The sequence below is a fragment of the Porphyromonas macacae DSM 20710 = JCM 13914 genome (genome assembly GCF_000379945.1).
GTDB lineage: Bacteria > Bacteroidota > Bacteroidia > Bacteroidales > Porphyromonadaceae > Porphyromonas > Porphyromonas macacae.
Genome location: NZ_KB904151.1, coordinates 1 through 18346 on the forward strand (window position 1 = coordinate 1; position 18346 = coordinate 18346).

The 18346-nt window shown below is 44.5% G+C and carries 15 protein-coding genes; 9 read left to right on the plus strand and 6 right to left on the minus strand.

The genetic code is table 11. From position 1 onward, the window contains the following. Positions 1–308: 308 nt before the first annotated feature. The gene (gene dnaK, locus A3GI_RS0108400) at positions 309–2222 is read right to left on the minus strand and encodes a molecular chaperone DnaK (protein ID WP_018361011.1); all 1914 of its coding nucleotides are present in this window, start codon (positions 2220–2222) and stop codon (positions 309–311) included. 838 nt (positions 2223–3060) lie between these two features. Between dnaK and A3GI_RS0108410 the strand changes: the two genes are divergently transcribed. Both A3GI_RS0108410 and A3GI_RS10940 read left to right on the plus strand, forming a co-directional pair. Beyond that, positions 3061–3399 carry a nuclear transport factor 2 family protein gene (locus A3GI_RS0108410; RefSeq protein WP_018361014.1) on the plus strand — a complete coding sequence of 113 codons (339 nt, stop codon included), beginning with the start codon at positions 3061–3063 and terminating at the stop codon, positions 3397–3399. After that, positions 3369–4004: a YiiX/YebB-like N1pC/P60 family cysteine hydrolase gene (locus A3GI_RS10940; protein WP_018361015.1), complete on the plus strand. Its 636-nt coding sequence runs from the start codon at positions 3369–3371 to the stop codon at positions 4002–4004. Before A3GI_RS0108410 ends, A3GI_RS10940 begins: the two co-directional genes overlap by 31 nt. Before the next feature lie 240 nt (positions 4005–4244). Here the strand turns inward: A3GI_RS10940 and A3GI_RS0108420 are convergent, their stop codons facing one another. From A3GI_RS0108420 to A3GI_RS0108435, 4 genes are read right to left on the minus strand one after another with little or no spacing between them, the layout of a single operon-like run. Next, positions 4245–5618, minus strand: a complete 1374-nt coding sequence (locus tag A3GI_RS0108420; RefSeq protein ID WP_018361016.1) for a TlpA family protein disulfide reductase — start codon at positions 5616–5618, stop codon at positions 4245–4247. 4 nt (positions 5619–5622) lie between these two features. After that, positions 5623–7017, minus strand: a complete 1395-nt coding sequence (locus A3GI_RS0108425) for a RagB/SusD family nutrient uptake outer membrane protein (RefSeq protein WP_018361017.1) — start codon at positions 7015–7017, stop codon at positions 5623–5625. 11 nt (positions 7018–7028) lie between these two features. Further along, the gene (locus A3GI_RS0108430; protein WP_018361018.1) at positions 7029–10511 is read right to left on the minus strand and encodes a SusC/RagA family TonB-linked outer membrane protein; all 3483 of its coding nucleotides are present in this window, start codon (positions 10509–10511) and stop codon (positions 7029–7031) included. A gap of 45 nt (positions 10512–10556) precedes the next feature. Then, positions 10557–11621: a FecR family protein gene (locus A3GI_RS0108435; RefSeq protein WP_018361019.1), complete on the minus strand. Its 1065-nt coding sequence runs from the start codon at positions 11619–11621 to the stop codon at positions 10557–10559. A 51-nt stretch (positions 11622–11672) separates the two neighbouring features. On the opposite strand from A3GI_RS0108435, the gene A3GI_RS0108440 reads away from it, so the two are divergent. From A3GI_RS0108440 to A3GI_RS11665, 3 genes are all read left to right on the plus strand, one after another. After that, a complete protein-coding gene (locus A3GI_RS0108440) occupies positions 11673–11951 on the plus strand; it encodes a hypothetical protein (protein WP_026216028.1) in 279 nt (92 codons plus the stop codon). A gap of 70 nt (positions 11952–12021) precedes the next feature. Next, entirely contained in the window at positions 12022–12978 is a 957-nt protein-coding gene (locus A3GI_RS0108445) for a BACON domain-containing protein (protein ID WP_162151364.1), read from the plus strand. Positions 12979–13007: 29 nt separating this feature from the next. Further along, on the plus strand, positions 13008–13340 hold the full coding sequence (locus A3GI_RS11665) for a hypothetical protein (RefSeq protein ID WP_238319973.1): 333 nt from the start codon (positions 13008–13010) through the stop codon (positions 13338–13340). Positions 13341–13889: 549 nt separating this feature from the next. Here the strand turns inward: A3GI_RS11665 and nfo are convergent. Next, positions 13890–14735 carry a deoxyribonuclease IV gene (nfo, locus tag A3GI_RS0108455; RefSeq protein WP_018361023.1) on the minus strand — a complete coding sequence of 282 codons (846 nt, stop codon included), beginning with the start codon at positions 14733–14735 and terminating at the stop codon, positions 13890–13892. A gap of 73 nt (positions 14736–14808) precedes the next feature. Here nfo and A3GI_RS0108460 point away from each other — a divergent pair, with 73 nt between their 5' ends. From A3GI_RS0108460 to panD, 4 genes are all read left to right on the plus strand, one after another. After that, the gene (locus A3GI_RS0108460; RefSeq protein WP_018361024.1) at positions 14809–15060 is read left to right on the plus strand and encodes a hypothetical protein; all 252 of its coding nucleotides are present in this window, start codon (positions 14809–14811) and stop codon (positions 15058–15060) included. Positions 15061–15073: 13 nt separating this feature from the next. After that, positions 15074–16060, plus strand: a complete 987-nt coding sequence (locus A3GI_RS0108465; RefSeq protein ID WP_018361025.1) for a type I phosphomannose isomerase catalytic subunit — start codon at positions 15074–15076, stop codon at positions 16058–16060. A 310-nt stretch (positions 16061–16370) separates the two neighbouring features. Further along, positions 16371–17558, plus strand: coding sequence for a serine palmitoyltransferase (spt, locus tag A3GI_RS0108470; protein WP_018361026.1), 1188 nt, complete (start codon positions 16371–16373; stop codon positions 17556–17558). Between the two features lie 392 nt (positions 17559–17950). Continuing rightward, a complete protein-coding gene (panD, locus tag A3GI_RS0108480; RefSeq protein WP_018361028.1) occupies positions 17951–18301 on the plus strand; it encodes an aspartate 1-decarboxylase in 351 nt (116 codons plus the stop codon). Positions 18302–18346 lie beyond the last annotated feature (45 nt).

The window sequence follows — 18346 nt, forward strand, 5'->3', positions numbered from 1 at the left end:
GACCTTGGATTGATTCTAAATTCAGCGAATCTACAATGCTGTTGACCAGGCGCACAGGGTCATTGGCATCAATATCTTGACCAAGTTCTGCAGGAAATAGCAGGATGGGGTCGGATATGTAAGGACGAAAGTGTAACTTTGTATTCATTAAGTAATTGATATTTGCTAAGTTACTCAAACTTAGTGAACGAACGAAGCCCTAGCTTGTGAAAGTTGGGGCTTTGTCGTTGGATGAGGAATAAAAAAAGGAGGCTGCCCCAAAAATGAATTTTGACACAGCCCCTTTAATCGTTTTTCGATGAACGAGGCTATTTGACCTCTTCGAAGTCGGCGTCGGTGACGTCCTGGGCTGTGCTGCCGCTGTCGCTTGCTCCTCCCTGGAAGCCTGAAGCATCAGGGCCGGGTTGGGCACCCTGAGCGCCTGCGTTCTTATACATCTCTTCACTGGCTGCATGGAATACCTGATTCAATTCGGCCATTGCGGCATCGATACCGGCAATATCCTGCCCTTTGTGGGCCGTTTTCAGTTTTTCCAGAGCTGCTTCAATCGGGGCTTTCTTGTCGACCGGAAGCTTGTCGCCCAACTCTTTGAGCTGCTTCTCGGTTTGGAAGATCATGCTGTCGGCCTGATTCAGCTTGTCGATACGCTCTTTCTCTTTTTTGTCAGCATCGGCATTGGCTTCGGCCTCGGCTTTCATTCGTTTGATTTCGTCTTCGCTCAAACCGCTGCTTGCCTCGATACGGATAGCCTGTTGCTTACCGGTGGCTTTGTCCACAGCCGTTACATTCAAAATACCGTTGGCGTCGATGTCGAAAGTGACCTCGATCTGAGGTACCTGACGCGGAGCCGGAGCAATACCGTCCAGATTGAAACGTCCTATGCTCTTGTTGTCTTTTGCCAAAGAACGCTCGCCCTGCAGTACGTGTATCTCTACCGAAGGCTGGTTGTCCACTGCCGTGGTAAACACTTCGCTCTTCTTGGTCGGGATGGTGGTGTTGGCATCGATCAGGCGAGTCATCACGCCACCCATCGTTTCGATACCCAGAGAAAGCGGGGTAACGTCGAGGAGCAACACGTCTTTGATTTCACCCGTGAGCACGCCACCCTGAATAGCCGCACCGATAGCCACCACTTCATCGGGGTTGACTCCCTTGGACGGCGTTTTGCCGAAAATACGCTCTACGATTTCCTGAACCGCAGGGATACGTGTCGAACCACCTACGAGGATTACTTCGTCGATGTCGTTTTTGCTCAAACCGGCATCTTTGAGGGCTGTTTCGCACGGAGCCACACAAGCCTGAATCAGACGGTCTGCCAGTTGCTCGAACTTGGCACGTGAAAGCGTTTTTACCAAGTGCTTGGGTATGCCGTTTACCGGCATGATATAAGGCAGATTGATTTCGGTAGAGGTGGTGCTTGAAAGCTCGATTTTAGCTTTTTCCGCAGCCTCTTTCAGACGTTGCATCGCCATCGGATCCTTACGCAGGTCGATACCTTCGTCTGCGAGGAACTCCTCTGCCAGCCAGTCGATGATAACGTGGTCGAAGTCATCGCCACCCAGGTGCGTATCGCCGTTGGTCGATTTCACTTCGAATACTCCGTCGCCCAATTCCAGAATAGAAATATCGAACGTACCGCCACCAAGGTCGAATACCGCAATCTTCATATCCTTATTGGACTTGTCCAAGCCGTAGGCCAACGATGCCGCCGTGGGTTCGTTTACGATACGGCGCACTTTAAGACCGGCGATTTCTCCGGCTTCTTTAGTAGCCTGTCTCTGAGAGTCGTTGAAGTATGCCGGTACGGTGATCACCGCTTCGGTTACCTCCTGTCCCAGATAGTCTTCGGCTGTTTTTTTCATCTTTTGCAGGATCATGGCCGAAATCTCCTGCGGCGTATAAAGACGTCCGTCGATGTCTACGCGCGGTGTATTGTTGTCACCACGAACCACTTTGAAGGGGGTGCGTTCAGCCTCTTTAGAAATCTGGTCGAATGTTTCACCCATGAAACGTTTGATCGAGTAGATGGTTTTTGTGGGGTTGGTGATAGCCTGCCGTTTGGCCGGATCTCCCACTTTACGCTCGCCGCCCTCTACGAATGCTACCACAGAGGGGGTGGTGCGCTTACCTTCGCTGTTTGCGATAACGATAGGCTCGTTACCTTCCAGTACTGCCACGCATGAGTTGGTCGTACCTAAGTCTATTCCAATAATCTTTCCCATAATATTTATTTGTTTTAATTGTTTATTCCTGTTTTTTAATTCAAGTTTTTTGCTTGTTTTCGATAAAATCCGTGCAAAGGGTATGCCAAAACGTATATGTATTGCCGAAACCGACAAATTGTCATACTCTCTGTTCGGGACAATGTGACACGGTGAAGGCTGATTTTTTCAAAAAGAAGTATGAAGGGATAATGATTGTTGCTTATATTCGGTTCGATAGCCTCTCTCACCGAAGACGGCATTTGTGTTTACGCTATCTTCTAAGGCAGGCTATTTTTTTGTTTTCGGGTAATTTTGAAGTCTTTTGTAAAAGCCTATTAGGCAGAGACTTACAGGGCATGAGAATTCTCTGCCTGATGGTTGGAAATTCTTCAGGCAAAGGATTTTCAACCAAGTTAACTTGGTTTTTTATTTTCCTTAACAAAAATTTTGAACGAACAGGCAGAGAATTTTTGGCTGTCTGCAGATACATAGAAAACGATGTTTTTCGAGGCAATCAAGTAGCCTGATTATCGTATACCCGATTCGGATAAAAGATTTCTTTTGCAAACCCCATGTGCCGGAATGGGTCGACTGTCGGACAACCGTCCCGGTGCCTATGTCCGCTAAAAACGTCCCTCTCCCAAATATCCTGTTGCCCGTACCGCGTATTGACTTGTAGGAGGATTGATAAATGATACAGGTCTCTCCCAAATATCCTGTTGCCCGTACCGCTGCTGTGGAAGTGACACATCTTCTGCTGCATGCAGCATTCGCACAATAATTTTTATATTTGACAGATAAATGGCTGTTTAATCATGAACGAGCCTTTAGTATTATTCATTTAAGCATTAAATCCATGAAGAAATTACTTTTTATTCCGTTTGCGATGTTCCTTTTGGTTTCTTGTAGCAGTGGCCCGAAGAAAACAGCTCAAAAATTTACTGAAAACGTGGCTAAAGGAAAAATAGAAGAGGCCAAAAAATATGCCACCGAATCTGCCGGAAAACTTCTTGATCTCGGCTCTTCTTTGGGCACAATGCCTTTAGACCCTAATTTTAAGTTTGAATTTGTCAAAGATTCTATTGTGGAGAATAAAGCATGGGTAACTTATAAGGATCAGAATGGCAAGGAATCGACCATAGACTTGGTTAAGATAGACGGGAAATGGTTGGTGCACCAGGAGTTCAAAAAATAGCACGAATCCATCTGTTCATACCGGCCGTTTTTATCATTCTTGCGTTTTGTGCCTGTAATGCGAAAGAGGCCGGCAGCAAGAAAAATGTCAGGCAGATAAAACCCGAAAAACTATTTACCAATCTTTCGGAAGGCGATTTGGTTTGCCGGCTGGGTAGCGGTTTTTTTTCGAATCATTTCAGAAAACACGCTTCGCAGGAAAAACGTTTTTCTCATATCGGTATTATTTCCCGTGAGGGAGAGCATCTGTATGTTTACCATACCGAGGCCAGCGAACTCACGGGCCAAGGGAGCGTGAAGAAAGAGTCTTTGGAAACTTTTCTGAAAGGATTGGACACCTATGCTTTTTACCGTCTGGAATTACCTGTGGAGACAAAGCTGCGGATCATTGCTCAGGCAGAGCTTTATTTTCGTGAAAAAGTGCCTTTCGATTTGGCTTTCGATACTTTTGATGACCGCAAAATGTATTGTACGGAGTTTGTGGCGAGATGTATCAATAAGGCTTGCGACAGCACTGTCATTGTACCTGCGCTAACTATTAACGGAAAGTCTTTTATCGGCCTCGACGATATTTATAAGCATCCCCTTTGCCGGGAGGTAAGTTAGCATTTGGGATTGAAGAGAAATGAAAACGACGGTGTGTCATGATCGCAAATTCCCGCGCTCCTTGCGACATTCGGCTTCGTTCACATTCTTCAGCACACTCCCTTGAGCCTCAGGCCTGGCACCCTGTACTTTACGCATTTTTACACACTTAAACGGGACTGTGCCGAAAACGCATTTTGACACAGCCCCGTTTTTTCGTATCAAGAGGCTTTATGGAGAGCCTCGGCCGACATGCTATGCCTATTTTGCCAGCAGGCCGTCGATTAACGTGATGACTTTTTCCTCGGAAGGACGGGGAGCAAAGGCATCGATAATGTTGAAATCCTTATCGATGAGAATGAACCGGGGAATACCCAGTAACATCCAATCGTTTTTCAGTGCTAAATCTGTAGAATGATACTGTGTCAGTTCCTTTTTATGCTCTGTGAGGAATGCCAGCCAGGGTTCCCGGGTGGTATCGGTGGAAATGGGAATAAAGACGATATCCTTACCGGCGTATTGCTTGCTGAGCTTTTCGAATGCCGGAGCTTCCTGCAGGCAGGGGCCGCACCAGGTAGCCCAGAGGTCTATGTAAATATGTTTGCCTTTGAAGTCGGACAGTTTTTTTACATTCCCCGCAACATCGGTTATTTCCAAATCTATGGCAGGTTGTCCGCGGAGAAGTTTGGAGTTTTGGGCTATTTTTTCTTCGATTTCTGCGGCAAAATCTTTGTTTCGGATCGTTTGCAGGAAGCTTTTGGCTTCATTGATAACTTCTTCTGAAACACCTTCTCGGAGTTTGCCGATCATCGTTGCACTGGCAAAAAGTTCCTGTGTACGGGTCGGTAGCGTGATATTTTTGAACCATTTTTCATTGAGCATGGAATCCTGATGGCGTGAAATTACATCGCGTACTACGGCCACATCCAAAAACTTCTCATCCAGAATTTCCTGAAGTTTGGGTGTAATGTATGCACTTATCGAGGTCGCATATTCTTCCCATTTAGCCTGCATTTCTTCTTTGTTCTTTACATCGTTGAAGAAGTTGGAATAGTTGGCGTAGTGCATGTAGCTGTTAATTACATCGGCTTTGATGCGAGCAGCTTCCTGTTGCTTAAACTCATCCGAAACACCGGTTAAAGCCTTCAGTTCACCCATACGTACTTCGGCCAGACTGTCCACGAACATCATTGTAGAGGAGAGGTCGCTTTTAACATTATCTCCGCCTTTCAGGAAAGAGCCGCCTTTGGGGAATAACCGCTCTTTCATGTAAATGTTGGCTTCGGCTCCCTGTCCCTCGAATTCGGCTTCTGTATTCAAAGGGGTGATTTTCATCGTCAGATCATCACCCGGGGTGAGGTACAGCGTGTTACGTGCGATATTAAAATAAGCCGGTTCGTTCAGTACGAATGTCGTGTCGGCATTACCCGCAGAGTCTATTTTCAGTATTATATCCCGGCTTTCGCCCAAAACGGCCGCTGCTCCGTTGTAGCTCATCCGCACAAAATCTTTGCCGATATCGATGAATCGGCCCTTGATGTGCACAGTGGAAGCTGCCGTTTTTTCTTGTTTTTTCTCTGTTTTGCAGGCCAGTAAACTGAGTGCTGCCAATGTAAAAGTTATTATCCGTTTCATTTTTCTATCGTTTGTTAGGAATCATATTGGGGTTAAAGCGTAATACAGTGGGAGGTATGGGAAGGATATATTTGGGGTCGTTGGGCAACAGCGTATGTTTGGTTCCGTCGACATCATGGACGATGGTTTTTGCAAATCGAGGTTCACGATTGAGACGTTTCAGGTCGATCAGTCGGGTACACCCCTGAAACACCATTTCCCTCCGCCTTTCGTCCAATACTTGACGCAGGGCATCCTCTTCGTCTGTAGCTTTCAGCGGTTTATTATCGATGATACGGTGATCCCTTAGCGTATTAAGGTAAGATATCGCTTTGTCTTTATTTCCCAGGCGAGCTTCGCATTCCGCTGCAATCAGGTAAATCTCCGGGGTTGCCACAGCCATATTTGCATAAATAAACGGCGCCCAAAGGTCATATTCGGTGGTGGTGCTGCCGATACGTCTGGTAAAGTAGAGAAGGAAGCGCTTGTCTTTTTCTTTATCGTACAGGTTTATCAACTCTTCGGAGCCGTATACGCTACTGGACAGACCGAACACATAAGGAGCCAGTCGGATATAGGTATTCTCCGGATTATCGGCATTTTGAGGCACATCGATCCGGCCGATATATTTTCTCGGATCCACCACTTTATAAGGTTTAAGATCCAGAAGGTTTGAATTGTGCTCGAGCGATTTGCGGGCATTATCCAATGCTTTTTGATAATCTCCCATATAGAGATACATACGTGCCAGCAGCCCGAAACCTACGGGTTTGGAAGCCCGGAAAGCATTGGCAACCGGTCTTTCCGGCAAATATTTGGCAGCCTCATTCAGATCTGCTTTTATCTGATCGTATACTTCTTGAACAGAAGCTCTCTTCAGATCTTTTTTATTGATATCCTGATCCAATAACAGAGGTACTCCGGGGTCTTTCGCTGCCGTAGCCGGATCATAGTGATTGCCATAGGCATTTACCAGCGTGAGGTATTCGAAAGCCCGTCCCATCAGAGCTTCTGCTCTTACCTGATTTTTGTGCTCTTCGGTGGCATCTGTGGACCCCAAGACCTCTTGAACGATAACATTATAAGTATAAATACGATTGTAGGAAAAATTCCATAAACCGTCTTTTTCGCCATCGCCATATACTTCCGAATCGAAGGAGTAGAGACGCTTCAGAGGCAAAGCGAGGTTTTCAATGCCTCTTGTAACCACATCTTTCTGCGGCAAGAAAACATCATCGGTGATATAATTCGGATAAGAATCCGAAGATTTCAGCAGTTGTGGAAAATTCAACAGCGTTTCGTAGTGTTCGCACTTTTCGGGAATCACCACTCCTTTGGGTCTGACATCGAGGAATTTGTCGCAAGAGGTGAGTGCAAGTATTCCAAGACAGGAAAATAATACTTTATATATTGTTCTCATTTTTTCCGGATTTAAAAGTTAAGTGATAATCCCAGCGTATATGTGGCCGGATTGGGTAATGTGCGCCAGCCTCTGCCATAGCCGATCGTAGTGTAAGCTTCGGGGTCTATGTCTCCGTTTGCAGCCCACCACCAGATATTGCTTATCTGGCAGGTTAAGGAAGCATTGCCGATAGACAGTTTGTTCAACAGTTTTTTAGGCAGATTATAAGTCAAAGAAATATCTCGGAGTTTGATATAATCCGCTTTTTTAACATGTACATCGGCCGAATACCAGGTTTGCATTTCCGTATAGTAAATATTTGTGTTAAGTGCGGGGGCTACTCCGGCAATCTTTTCGTCGCCCGGTTTTCTCCAGTGATTGAGAGCCTTCCGGTCAATATTTGTGCCGGGTGCACCGGTCAGGTAATCCGAAACGACATCGCGTATTACGTGTCCGCCGTAATAAACGAACATGAAAGAGAAGTCGAAATCGCCGATACCGAAAGAGTTTTTCAAGGAAGCTGTGTACTTGGGGTCTCTGGTGCCCGAATAAACCAAATCTTCCACCGAGCCGACGTTTTTAACTTTTTCTCCTTTACGGTTATATACCAGCACACTGCCGTCTTTAGGGTCCAGACCGGCATAGCGATAACTGAAAAGGCTGTTTATGGGGCGTCCTACGGTTTGTACATTTCTTGCCGTATAATCGAATACACTCTCCTTTGTGCCTTTCAGATTTGTCAATTCATTCTTATTGTAGCTGAACATCCCGCTGATATTCCAGCTGAAGTTCCGGGTTTTGAAAGGCATGCCTTGCAGAGAAAGCTCGATACCTTTGTTTACCATGGATCCGTAATTGACCATCAGGGTAGGCCAGCCTAACGTGGGGTCTGCATTACGTTCACCCAGCAAATCCGAAGTATTCTTGTGATAATAGTCGATACTTCCGCCCAGACGGGAGTTGAACAAATCGAAGTCGATACCGATATTGGTGGAAACCGTTTTTTCCCAGCGGAGCTCGGCATTGGGCGGATAAGATATTCTTGATCCGAACTCGCCGACCAAAGGATTGTATCCGGTGTTGATAATATTCAGGTACGGACCTACCGTTTTCGGTACATTACCTCCCACGCCCGAAGTCAGACGCATATTCAAGCGGTTGATCCATGACACCTCTTTCATAAACTCCTCATTGGCTATACGCCAGCTGCCTCCTAAGGACCACAAAGGCCTGTATTGATATTTGGGGTCGGTACCGAAGAGGTTCGACTGATCTATACGTATGCTGCCGGTAAGAGCATAGCGGTTGTCGAATGTATAAGAGGCGTTTGCATAGAATGATACGAAACGGTCTTCCAGATGTTTTAAGTAATTATAGGTATCATAGACCCAGGTAAATGCACCCGACAAGGATTCGGTGCCTCTCAGCGGATCCAAAATCAGCGGATTGATAGGTTTGATACCCAAACTGTTGTCATCGTAACCCATATAGTAGCTTCTGGTACCTGTGCTGCGAACAAGGCGCCTTTCGGCACCGGCCAATGCTGCAATTTCGTGTTTACCGTATGTGCGGTTGAAGTTAAGTTGCGAACGTAAGGTGTAAGAGTAAAAATCCGAACGTGTTTCGTCCAACTGTCCTCCGTCAGGAACATTTAATGTCAGATTTTTTGTTTGAGGGTTGTACTGAGCGGCATCGTTGATCATATTCCTGACCTTGAAAGAGTTTACAGTATAAATCTGACGATTTTTGATATGGGTGTTTTCTGTCTGATATTTGAGGTCAAGATTTAACCCTTCAGCCAGATTTACTTTCAAGCCGGCTTGAATGCGCAAATAGTTTTCGGCATCCCGGAAAAATTCTTCGGAGCGATTTCTTATGGGAGAAAAGGTCTGGTCCTTGAGTCCGATGGATTTTAACCGTTCTATTTCATATTCGGACTTCAGTTGCCGTAACGGAATAGGGTTGCCTGCTTCATCACGCAGCATATAATAGCCGGGATAACCGGAAATCAGGTCCATGTAACTATTTACGCCGTTGTCTCCCGAGTTTCGGTAGAAACTTCCGGCAACACCGAAGTCGGCGGATAGCCATTCGAAGAATTTGATATCATCTTTCAGACTGAAACCGATACGGCTTCTCTCCCGGAATTTTTCATTACCATAATCACCCAGATAGTTCAGAGTGGCTATATAACGGTTTGCCTGCGTACCTCCGGAGACGGAAAGATTATGCTGGTGCACAAAACCGGTGCGTGCAAACTCTTTTTCTATTTGACTGCGGTTATCCAATCCGCGATATACAGCAAGGGCTTTTTTGAGTTCGTCATCGGAAAGCTCCTTTTTCTCGTGTTTATAAAGAAGAGCGATCACCGGATTTAATGAATAGCGTTCATTTAAGTCATCGAACTTGGCATGGTAAAAATTAAACCCTTCTATCTGCATGTCCACCAGCTCCGAGTTATTCATCAAATTCAAATAGCTCAAGTCGGGTTTGGGGATAAATTTTGCAGAACCGTTATAGCTGACACGGGTTTTACCTTCCTGGCCGCGTTTTGTTGTGATGACGATAACGCCATTGGCAGCTCTGGCACCATAAATAGAACTGGCAGAAGCATCTTTCAGTACGGTTATGTTCTGAACATCCGTAGGGTTGATTGCATCCAAATTCCCCTGATATGGCATACCGTCCACGATATACAGCGGGTTTTGCTCTCCGTGTATCGTGGTGATACCGCGAATAACGATGTCCTTGTCTTTGCCGGCGCTTTTATTGATACCTGCCACCAACCCTTCTATGCGGGAGAGCACGTTCGTTTCCAGTTTACCTTTGGTGTGTTTGTCGGAAATTACGGCATAGGAACCGGTGGCGCGTTCTTTGGACAGAGTCTGGTATCCCGTTACCACCACTTCTTTCAGCAACGTTGCGCTGGATTGCATCTGCACATCGACCGTTTTCTTGTTCCTGTCGGCTTTGATTACCTGATCGGCCATGCCGACATAGGTAAATGAGATCATGTCTCCGGGCGATACCTCCAGGCTGTACTGGCCGTTTTCGTTTGTCCAAACACCTTTCTGTGTGCCTGCAATGGATACGGTTGCACCGATAATGGTTTCTCCTGTTTCGTCTCTGACTGTTCCGGTCATGGTAAAAGTACTTTTCGGGGTGCCGGTCTTGCCTGTAAAGAGGAGGATCAAATCCCTTTTTATTTCGTATTTCAACGAAGTTTGTCTGCAAAAATCATCCAATACGACACTCAAAGGTGTTTGTACATAAGAGAGCGTTACTCTTTTTTGAGCATCGATGATTTCTTCATCGTAGACAAAGTGTGTTTTTGCTTCTTTTTGCAATTGTTCCAACGCTGTGCGGATAGGAACGTCGTTCACGTCTATTGAAACTTTCCTGTCCGATTGTGCCATAAGCAATCCAATCGAACAGAAAGCTACAATCAATGTCATAAAGGAACGAACGATGGCTCCTCTATGACCGGTTGATACATGGGTAAATTTCGTCATTGCTGTTTATTTATAAGTGAATAGTTTTTGCCGTATCGAATTGGGTTAACCTATATAAATGGTATTTCCGGATCTGATAAACCGGATATTGGAAACTTTCCGGAACACTTCGATCGAAAGATCTAAATCTTCCTGTTTGAAAATAACGCCGGTAAATCGCTTTTTCTTCAATGATTCTTTGTTGAAAATAAATTCCACATCATACCAGCGGGACATTTGCGCCGTAATCTCCTCAAGTGATGTGTTCTTAAACTCATAAGTACCTTTGATCCAGGAAGAAAACCGGGAGGCCTCTACTTCCCGTTTCGTTATGCTTTGGGTTTCTTTGGTTATCGTTGCCTGCTGATTGGGATGCAGGATTACGGATGATTTTGAAGTGACTACTTTTAATTTGCCTTCGGAAAGGGTTGTATGTTCAGCTTGGCCGGGATATGCGGAAACATTGAAGCTGGTACCCAAAACTTCCACATGATGCACACCTGCATGTACGATAAACTTCCGCTTGTTGTCTTCGGCTACATCGAAGAAGGCTTCGCCTTCCAAATAGACTTCCCGTATATCTTTGGCAAAATAAGAAGGGTAGCACAACTTGCTGTCCGAATTCATCCAAATTTTGGTGCCGTCGGAAAGTTCCAGCAGATATTCGCTCCCTCTCGGTACGTGCAGAGTGTTGTTTTGGGGAGGAACTCCCTCTTCCTGCTTTGTATTTTTGTATGTTAAGGATTGATTGGCTTTGTTGCTGATGATAATTTCTTCTCCGTTTTCTATGTTCCCATTTGTGGCGGACAAGTTAACCTGCTGCCCATTACCGAGTGTCAGCGTTACTTCCTGTTGCAATGGCCGTTCCGTTTTTACGGCAGACGCCATTTTCGAAATCTTTTCCGTGGGTTTGGATAGAAAAACGGTATTCAGTCCGATTGCAAAAACGATAACGGCAGCAGCTGTGGAGATGCTGTACAGGCCGATACGCATCGTTTGTCGCCGTTTTATTCTCTTTTCTAACTTCCCCCACGCCTTTTCGTGGTTATAGTTCTGTTCGAACTCCTCCTGTCTTTCGGCAAGATAACGCTCGAAATACTTTTTTTTGTTTTCTTGATTTTTCTGGCTCATTACAAATAATATCTTCTTTATTTTAGTAAGAGACGTTTTTCAAGAAAACGGGTGACAAAAAATGGAGAAAAATTACGAAAACCTTCGCTTGACAATGCTATGGGATGGAAAATGGCATTAAAAACCTTTGTCTGTATAAGAAAGTTCTTTAACTTTGATGATAGAATATATGAATTGCCGAAAAACATTACTAATTTATTAAAATCGTTTAATTATCGGCAACACAAAAAAGCATTTAGATTTTTTGATAAAATAGATTTCGAACCATATTTATTAGAAAAACCAAATAGAAATAAAAATATCAGATATTATGATTTGTATGCGTTGTAATTCTAATACCCAAACAGTGAATGTGTTCGGATTATTTGTTATTCTTCTTACTATGATCTCGTGTACGAGTGTGAAAGAAGATCCGATCTCAATGACTTTATCTGAGACAAAACTCACTTATGCAAAAGACGGCGGTTCTAAAATCGTAAATGTACTTGGCAATGCTGAAGGAGAGATTACCTGGAGTGAACTGCCCGGTGGTATTGAAATTGTAAAGGATGGTAATGACTTAACAATTACCGCTGCTTCCAATCCTACTCCTTATGAGTGGGAAAAAGAGATATTCATCATCAGAGGTGGCATTTCAGTTCCTTTACTCATTAAAAAAAAGGCCGGAGATGTGCATATCGATACTGACGAAAAAGAGTTGGAACTGAGCAACAGAGCCGGAAGCAAGTACTCGATCCCGATAAAAACCAATGCAAAAGAAATCACGATTAAAGAGAAAGTATCCTGGGTTGAGGCTTCTTTAAGCAAAGACAATATACTCTTTATTACCTCAACGGATAATCCAAGTAAGGAAGAACGTAGTGGGAAGATTGTGCTAATGGCAGAAGGAAAAGATTTTGAGATATCGATAACGCAACTTGGCGTTCCGTACATCGAGCTGTCTGTGTCTGAAATCACTTTCCCGATGGAAGGCGGAGAAAAGAAGATAAGGTTTAAGATGAACAGGTCTATGGAAGCGCTGGAAGGTACAATAAGAAAAAATGATGAAATTTCTGTCCACGTCTCTTTTAAGGAAAGTACCATAATAGTAAAAACAGCCAGAACATTCAGGAAGAAAGAGATGATTTGGGACATCCCGATCGGCTTTGTGGATGAATATGGGGAGACTAAAAATCAGATACTTAGAGTTAAGCAAGCTCCTGACACAAGGGAAGAAGATCTCAAGAAAATACTTGAAGAATTCTATTATGCCATGGATGGCAAACACTGGAAAAACAATACTAACTGGCTATCAAATAAATCTCCTGATGAATGGTATGGCATTATCTACGATGACTGGAATGAATTGTCAGTATAAATCTGCAGGACAATGGCCTCAAAGGCACTATACCGGCTTCATTTTATGAATTAAAGTCTATCTCCAGAATTAACTTGGCAAAGAATGATATACGAAGCGACTTATCTCCAAATCTTGCAAAACTGACTTCACTGACCTCACTTCAATTAAATGACAATAATATTACAGGGGTGATTCCCAAAGAGTTAGAACCTTTAGTAGACAGGGGAGTCTTTTTGATCTTAAGAGGTAATAAGCTTCATGGCGAATTGCCACCGGCAATACTGAAAAAGGCGGAAGGAAACAGGCAGGTATGGTTGAAATTCCTTTGTCCTCAACAAGAAGGCTATGGATTTAGCAACTTCGGTCCTGATGAGTTTTGAGCATTTGTATTTCCTGTCTTAAACAAGCATTAACGGTTTAGACGGTATTGCTTTTTTGAAGACGGTGGGTCAGAATGCTTAAAGTACTGTGTTGCTTGCGACATTCGGTTTCGGTTACGTATTTTTCAGTACGGTCCCTTGAGCTTCAGTCTTAGCGCCTTGTACTTTACGCATTCTGACTTACCCAAAGGAGCTGTGTCAAAACTCCATTCTCCCTAAATCAACTATCATTTGTAAAGAACAATCGCTATCAAAGAGCTAAAAACTCAATGATAGCGATTGTTTTATTGGGTTAGAAAGGGCGGTAACTATGGATATGAAAGGAGATTTCTCCCAATTCCATGTTTTAACACACCCCTATTTGTAAACGTTGATTTTCTTTCTGCCGGTGTATCTCTTTCAGTATTTGAGCATACTGCATCTTAAGCAAACATTGCAGGATTTTGGATGAAGCTTTTTGTATAATCTCTACCTGGTAATAAAAACGTTTGTAATGGGGTTGTATTTGAGAAATGGCAGGTATCTTTCAGTGCCGTTTTACATCCCGGTTTACTTCTGTAAGGCATAGAGCAAAGCGATTTCTTCAGCCCAGAGCGACTCGTCCGGTGTTTCCAGAATGATGGGAATATCATCCAGATGCGGGTCATTCATGATCAGGCTGAACAGCTCCATACCCATTACGCCTTTACCCACGCTGTCGTGCCGGTCTACGCGCGAACTCAACTCTTTCTTCGAGTCGTTCAGATGGATACCGCGCAGGTACTTGTAGCCCACGATGCGGTCGAACTCCGCCCACGTCTGTCTGTATGCAGGCTCCGTCCGTATGTCGTATCCTGCTGCCAGTGTATGTGCAGTGTCGATACACACGCCTATACGGCTTTTATCCTCTACCTTATCTATCAGGTAAGCCAAATGTTCGAACTTATATCCCAGATTGCTGCCTTGCCCTGCAGTGTTTTCGATTACGGCCGTTACCCCTGAGGTTTCGTTCAGTGCACGATTGATTCCATCTGCTATGAGATTCAGACATTCTTCATCGCTAATCTGTTTCAGATGGCTGCCCGGGTGAAAGTTGAGCAAAGTCAAACCCAGCTGTTCGCACCGCTGCATTTCGTCAAGAAACGCCATGAAGCTTTTTTCCCGTGCATCGGGATCGGGGTTTCCCATATTGATCAGATAACTGTCATGCGGTAAGATGTGCGCAGGAGCATATCCGAATTCCGCTATACGGGCTTTGAACAAGTCGATGCTTTCCTGTTTTAACGGTGGCGGGGTCCACTGTCTCTGATTGCGTGTAAAGAGGGCAAAGGCTTTTGCCCCGATAGCCCGGGCATTTTCCGGAGCATTTTCTACTCCTCCCGAACTGCTGACATGTGCGCCTACATATTTAGCCATAATGATTCCTTCAAATTCTTATTATCTTTGAAACTATATAGATAATCAAATGTTCAATGTACAAAAAAGTGCGATGACACGAAAGAACTATATATTTCTTGCTGCTCTTCTTGTTTATATCATCACCATGGCTGTGCTGGGTTATCCCCGTGAACGTTATACGTCAGACGGCACCGACAGGATGACAAGCTATGCCATCTCTTTGGGGTTATCCCTGATTGTACTGGTTATGCTGGCTCTGGTTATTGTCAGGAGAAATAAATTGCGTCGCCGGAGAGAAAACGAATTTGAAGAGGAGAATAGAAAAAGAGACCGAAACCATTAACATAGAATTAACAATGAATACACCTTTGTATCCCCTTACATTCCGTCCGTTACTGAAAAGCGTAATCTGGGGTGGGGCGGAAATTCGACCTTTTAAGGGGTTGGAACCCAATGCCGAGAAGATCGGTGAAAGCTGGGAAGTATCCCATGTGCCGGGTTATTTCAGCATTGTGGAAAACGGAGCTTTGGCCGGTAAGTCTTTGGATGAACTTATTGCAGAATATGGCGACCGGCTGGTCGGTAAACCGGTTCGAGAGAAGTTCGGAGAACGTTTCCCTTTGCTGATTAAGTTTATCGATGCACGGGATGATTTGAGTATTCAGGTACATCCAGATGATACCTTGGCCAAAGAGCGCCACAACTCTTTCGGGAAAACCGAAATGTGGTATGTGATCAAAGCTAAGGGAAATGCACATCTTTATAGCGGTTTTGCCCGTCAGAGTTCGCCGGAAGACTACAAAAAGCGGATAGCCGACGACACTTTTACGGATACGCTGGCCAAATACGAAGTCAAGGCCGGTGATGTTTTTTTCTTGCCGGCAGGGCGTGTGCATGCCATCGGTGCCGGGTGTTTCATTGCCGAAATTCAGCAGACGAGCGATATTACTTATCGTATCTACGATTATAACCGTCGCGATGCCGCAGGAAATACGCGTCAATTACATACCGACGAAGCAGCTGAAGCTATTGATTATACCGTGCATGAGGACTATCGTACCCATTACGAACCGGAAATAAATACAGCTGTAGAACTGGTCGAATGCCCGTATTTCCATACCAATTTGTTGGATTTGGATAAGACCATCGCCCGGGACCACTCCGGTCTGGACAGTTTTGTTATTTATATCTGTATGGAAGGAACCCTCGAACTTGCCATGGAGGGAGCTGATCCCGTGGAACTTCATCAGGGGCAAAGCGTACTTCTTCCGGCCACAACGAAGCATATAGCCTTGACACCGGCCCCGAAATGCAAGTTGCTGGAAACTTATATTCCTGTTTAGTTCTTTTTGTTTAGAATTAAACCGAATGTTTTCTCTGCCGTATGTATGCTGTGCCGGGAAAATGTTTTTGAGAGAGTGACGGAAGAAATTTCTGTGAGATTGCAGATACCGTATCTTTTTCGATATTGTTTTATCTTAGTCGGGAAGGATTTTTAGGCGGTATTTTTCGTTGTGTGAAAAAACGGACTGAATGAAGAGTTTTTTTCTTTGAGAAAGAACAAAATTGCTCATTTATGCCCAAAATGTGTAAATTTACACCCTCAATTGCAACGAGTTTGTGCAATAATGAGTTTCAAATAACGATTGATTGATGAAGCAATTGCAAAAAAAGTTGGCGCGCTATACTGCGCCACAAGAAGCTCAAGATGCAGGTATTTATCCTTATTTCAGATGCATCGAGAGTGAACAGGACACGGAGGTGGTTATTAGTGGTCGTAAGGTTTTGATGTTCGGCTCGAATGCCTATCTCGGTCTTACCAATCACCCAAAAGTAATTGAAGCTGCAGTTCAAGCTACCAAAAAATATGGCACCGGTTGCGGTGGCAGCCGCTTTTTGAACGGTACATTGGATACCCACATGCAGCTTGAGGAGCGTTTGGCAAAATTTGTCGGGAAAGAGGAGGCAATTGTTTTTTCTACCGGTTTCCAAGTCAACTTAGGTGTGGTTTCCTGTCTGACAGGGCGCGAAGATTATATTATTTGGGATGAACTCAATCATGCCTCTATCATCGATGGGATGCGCTTGTCTGTGAGTAATAAGCTCAAATTCAAGCATAACGATATGCAGGCCTTGGAGCGCAGGCTGCAGCAGTGCGATCAGAATAAGATCAAACTGATTGTGGTGGATGGCGTATTCAGTATGGAAGGCGATCTTTGCAACTTACCCGAAATAGTTGCTTTGGCGGATTATTACAATGCTTCTATCATGGTGGATGAAGCGCATGGTATCGGTATTATGGGAGACCATGGACGAGGGGTTTGCAATCACTTCGGACTTACCGATCAGGTAGATCTGATTATGGGTACGTTCAGTAAATCGCTGGCTTCACTGGGAGGCTTTGTTGCCGCGGATAAAGAGACGATAAACTACCTCCGCCACCATGCACGCAGCTATATTTTCAGTGCCAGTTGTACCCCTGCCAGCACCGCAGCAGCCGATGCGGCCCTAACCATTATGCTGAACGAGCCTGAAAGACTTGAAAGTTTGGGTAAGAAGACCGAATACTGTTTGAATGTTTTGCGTAATTTAGGTTTCGAGATCGGCAACACTTCGACACCTATCATACCTCTTTTTATTCGTGATAACGATCTGACATTCCAGATTACGCACGATCTTTTTGAAGAGGGTTTATTCGTAAATCCTGTGGTGGCACCGGCCGTAGCGCCGGGAAGCACACTGATACGTTTCTCTTTGATGGCTACGCATACTTATAAGCAGCTGGATTATGGTATCGATAAGCTTGCCAAGGTTTTCCGTAAATACAATTTGATCCCATAACCCTTTGGGGAAGAAAAACCGGCAAAAGAGAATTTTAATAATATGGTGTGCTCAATGTCGTTCGGTGTTTGCCGGATGATATCGGGCATACGTTTTTTAAGGGATCCGGTTTCAACTCTGCACATAATTGTTTCCTTTCTCTTCAGATAACTTTGATGGGTGTGTTTACAGTGGCAGCAGTAAAAAAGGATGTTTTTCTTATCCTCCTGTGATACAAAGAATTGGGTGGGTTTGAATGCTATTTGGATGAGGTAATTGGTCAGATTGCCTGCATTCGTTATCTTTGCCGTCGGAAAAGCAAAAGTCTTTAGACAAATACCATATATTAATATAGTGTGTTGTGTTTTTAGTGTTTTGCATTCCTTTTGCAGATGCTTGATTTAATAAAGAAGATGTACGTACAGATATTAAAATCGAAGATACACCGTGTTACCATTACGGAGGCCAACCTCTCTTATATCGGCAGTATCACAATAGACGAAGAGCTGATGGATGCCGCCGGTATTTTGCGTGGCGAGCGGGTGCAGATTGTAGACAACAATAATGGGTCTAGGTTGGAAACCTACGTTATTCCCGGAGAACGGGGGTCTGGTGTTATTTGTTTGAATGGTGCTGCAGCACGGATCGTACAACCGGGTGACGTCATTATTATTATGGCGTATGCCTGGATGACCGAAGAGGAAGCCAAAACATTTGAGCCGAAAGTGGTTTTCCCCGATACTGCAACCAATAGATTAGTTTAACCGGTTTTATCGTTTTCATGATGCGGAACGATTAAAGATATAAAC

What these genes read in the sequence shown, in the direction of transcription:
- A3GI_RS0108460 (WP_018361024.1), top strand. Translation starts at nt 14,809, where the DNA reads ATGACACGAAAGAACTATATATTTCTTGCTGCTCTTCTTGTTTATATC.
- panD (WP_018361028.1), top strand. Translation starts at nt 17,951, where the DNA reads ATGTACGTACAGATATTAAAATCGAAGATACACCGTGTTACCATTACG.
- spt (WP_018361026.1), top strand. Translation starts at nt 16,371, where the DNA reads ATGAAGCAATTGCAAAAAAAGTTGGCGCGCTATACTGCGCCACAAGAA.
- dnaK (WP_018361011.1), bottom strand. Translation starts at nt 2,222, where the DNA reads ATGGGAAAGATTATTGGAATAGACTTAGGTACGACCAACTCATGCGTG.
- A3GI_RS0108435 (WP_018361019.1), bottom strand. Translation starts at nt 11,621, where the DNA reads ATGAGCCAGAAAAATCAAGAAAACAAAAAAAAGTATTTCGAGCGTTAT.
- A3GI_RS0108430 (WP_018361018.1), bottom strand. Translation starts at nt 10,511, where the DNA reads ATGACGAAATTTACCCATGTATCAACCGGTCATAGAGGAGCCATCGTT.
- A3GI_RS0108420 (WP_018361016.1), bottom strand. Translation starts at nt 5,618, where the DNA reads ATGAAACGGATAATAACTTTTACATTGGCAGCACTCAGTTTACTGGCC.
- A3GI_RS0108465 (WP_018361025.1), top strand. Translation starts at nt 15,074, where the DNA reads ATGAATACACCTTTGTATCCCCTTACATTCCGTCCGTTACTGAAAAGC.
- A3GI_RS0108410 (WP_018361014.1), top strand. Translation starts at nt 3,061, where the DNA reads ATGAAGAAATTACTTTTTATTCCGTTTGCGATGTTCCTTTTGGTTTCT.
- nfo (WP_018361023.1), bottom strand. Translation starts at nt 14,735, where the DNA reads ATGGCTAAATATGTAGGCGCACATGTCAGCAGTTCGGGAGGAGTAGAA.
- A3GI_RS10940 (WP_018361015.1), top strand. Translation starts at nt 3,369, where the DNA reads ATGGTTGGTGCACCAGGAGTTCAAAAAATAGCACGAATCCATCTGTTC.
- A3GI_RS0108425 (WP_018361017.1), bottom strand. Translation starts at nt 7,017, where the DNA reads ATGAGAACAATATATAAAGTATTATTTTCCTGTCTTGGAATACTTGCA.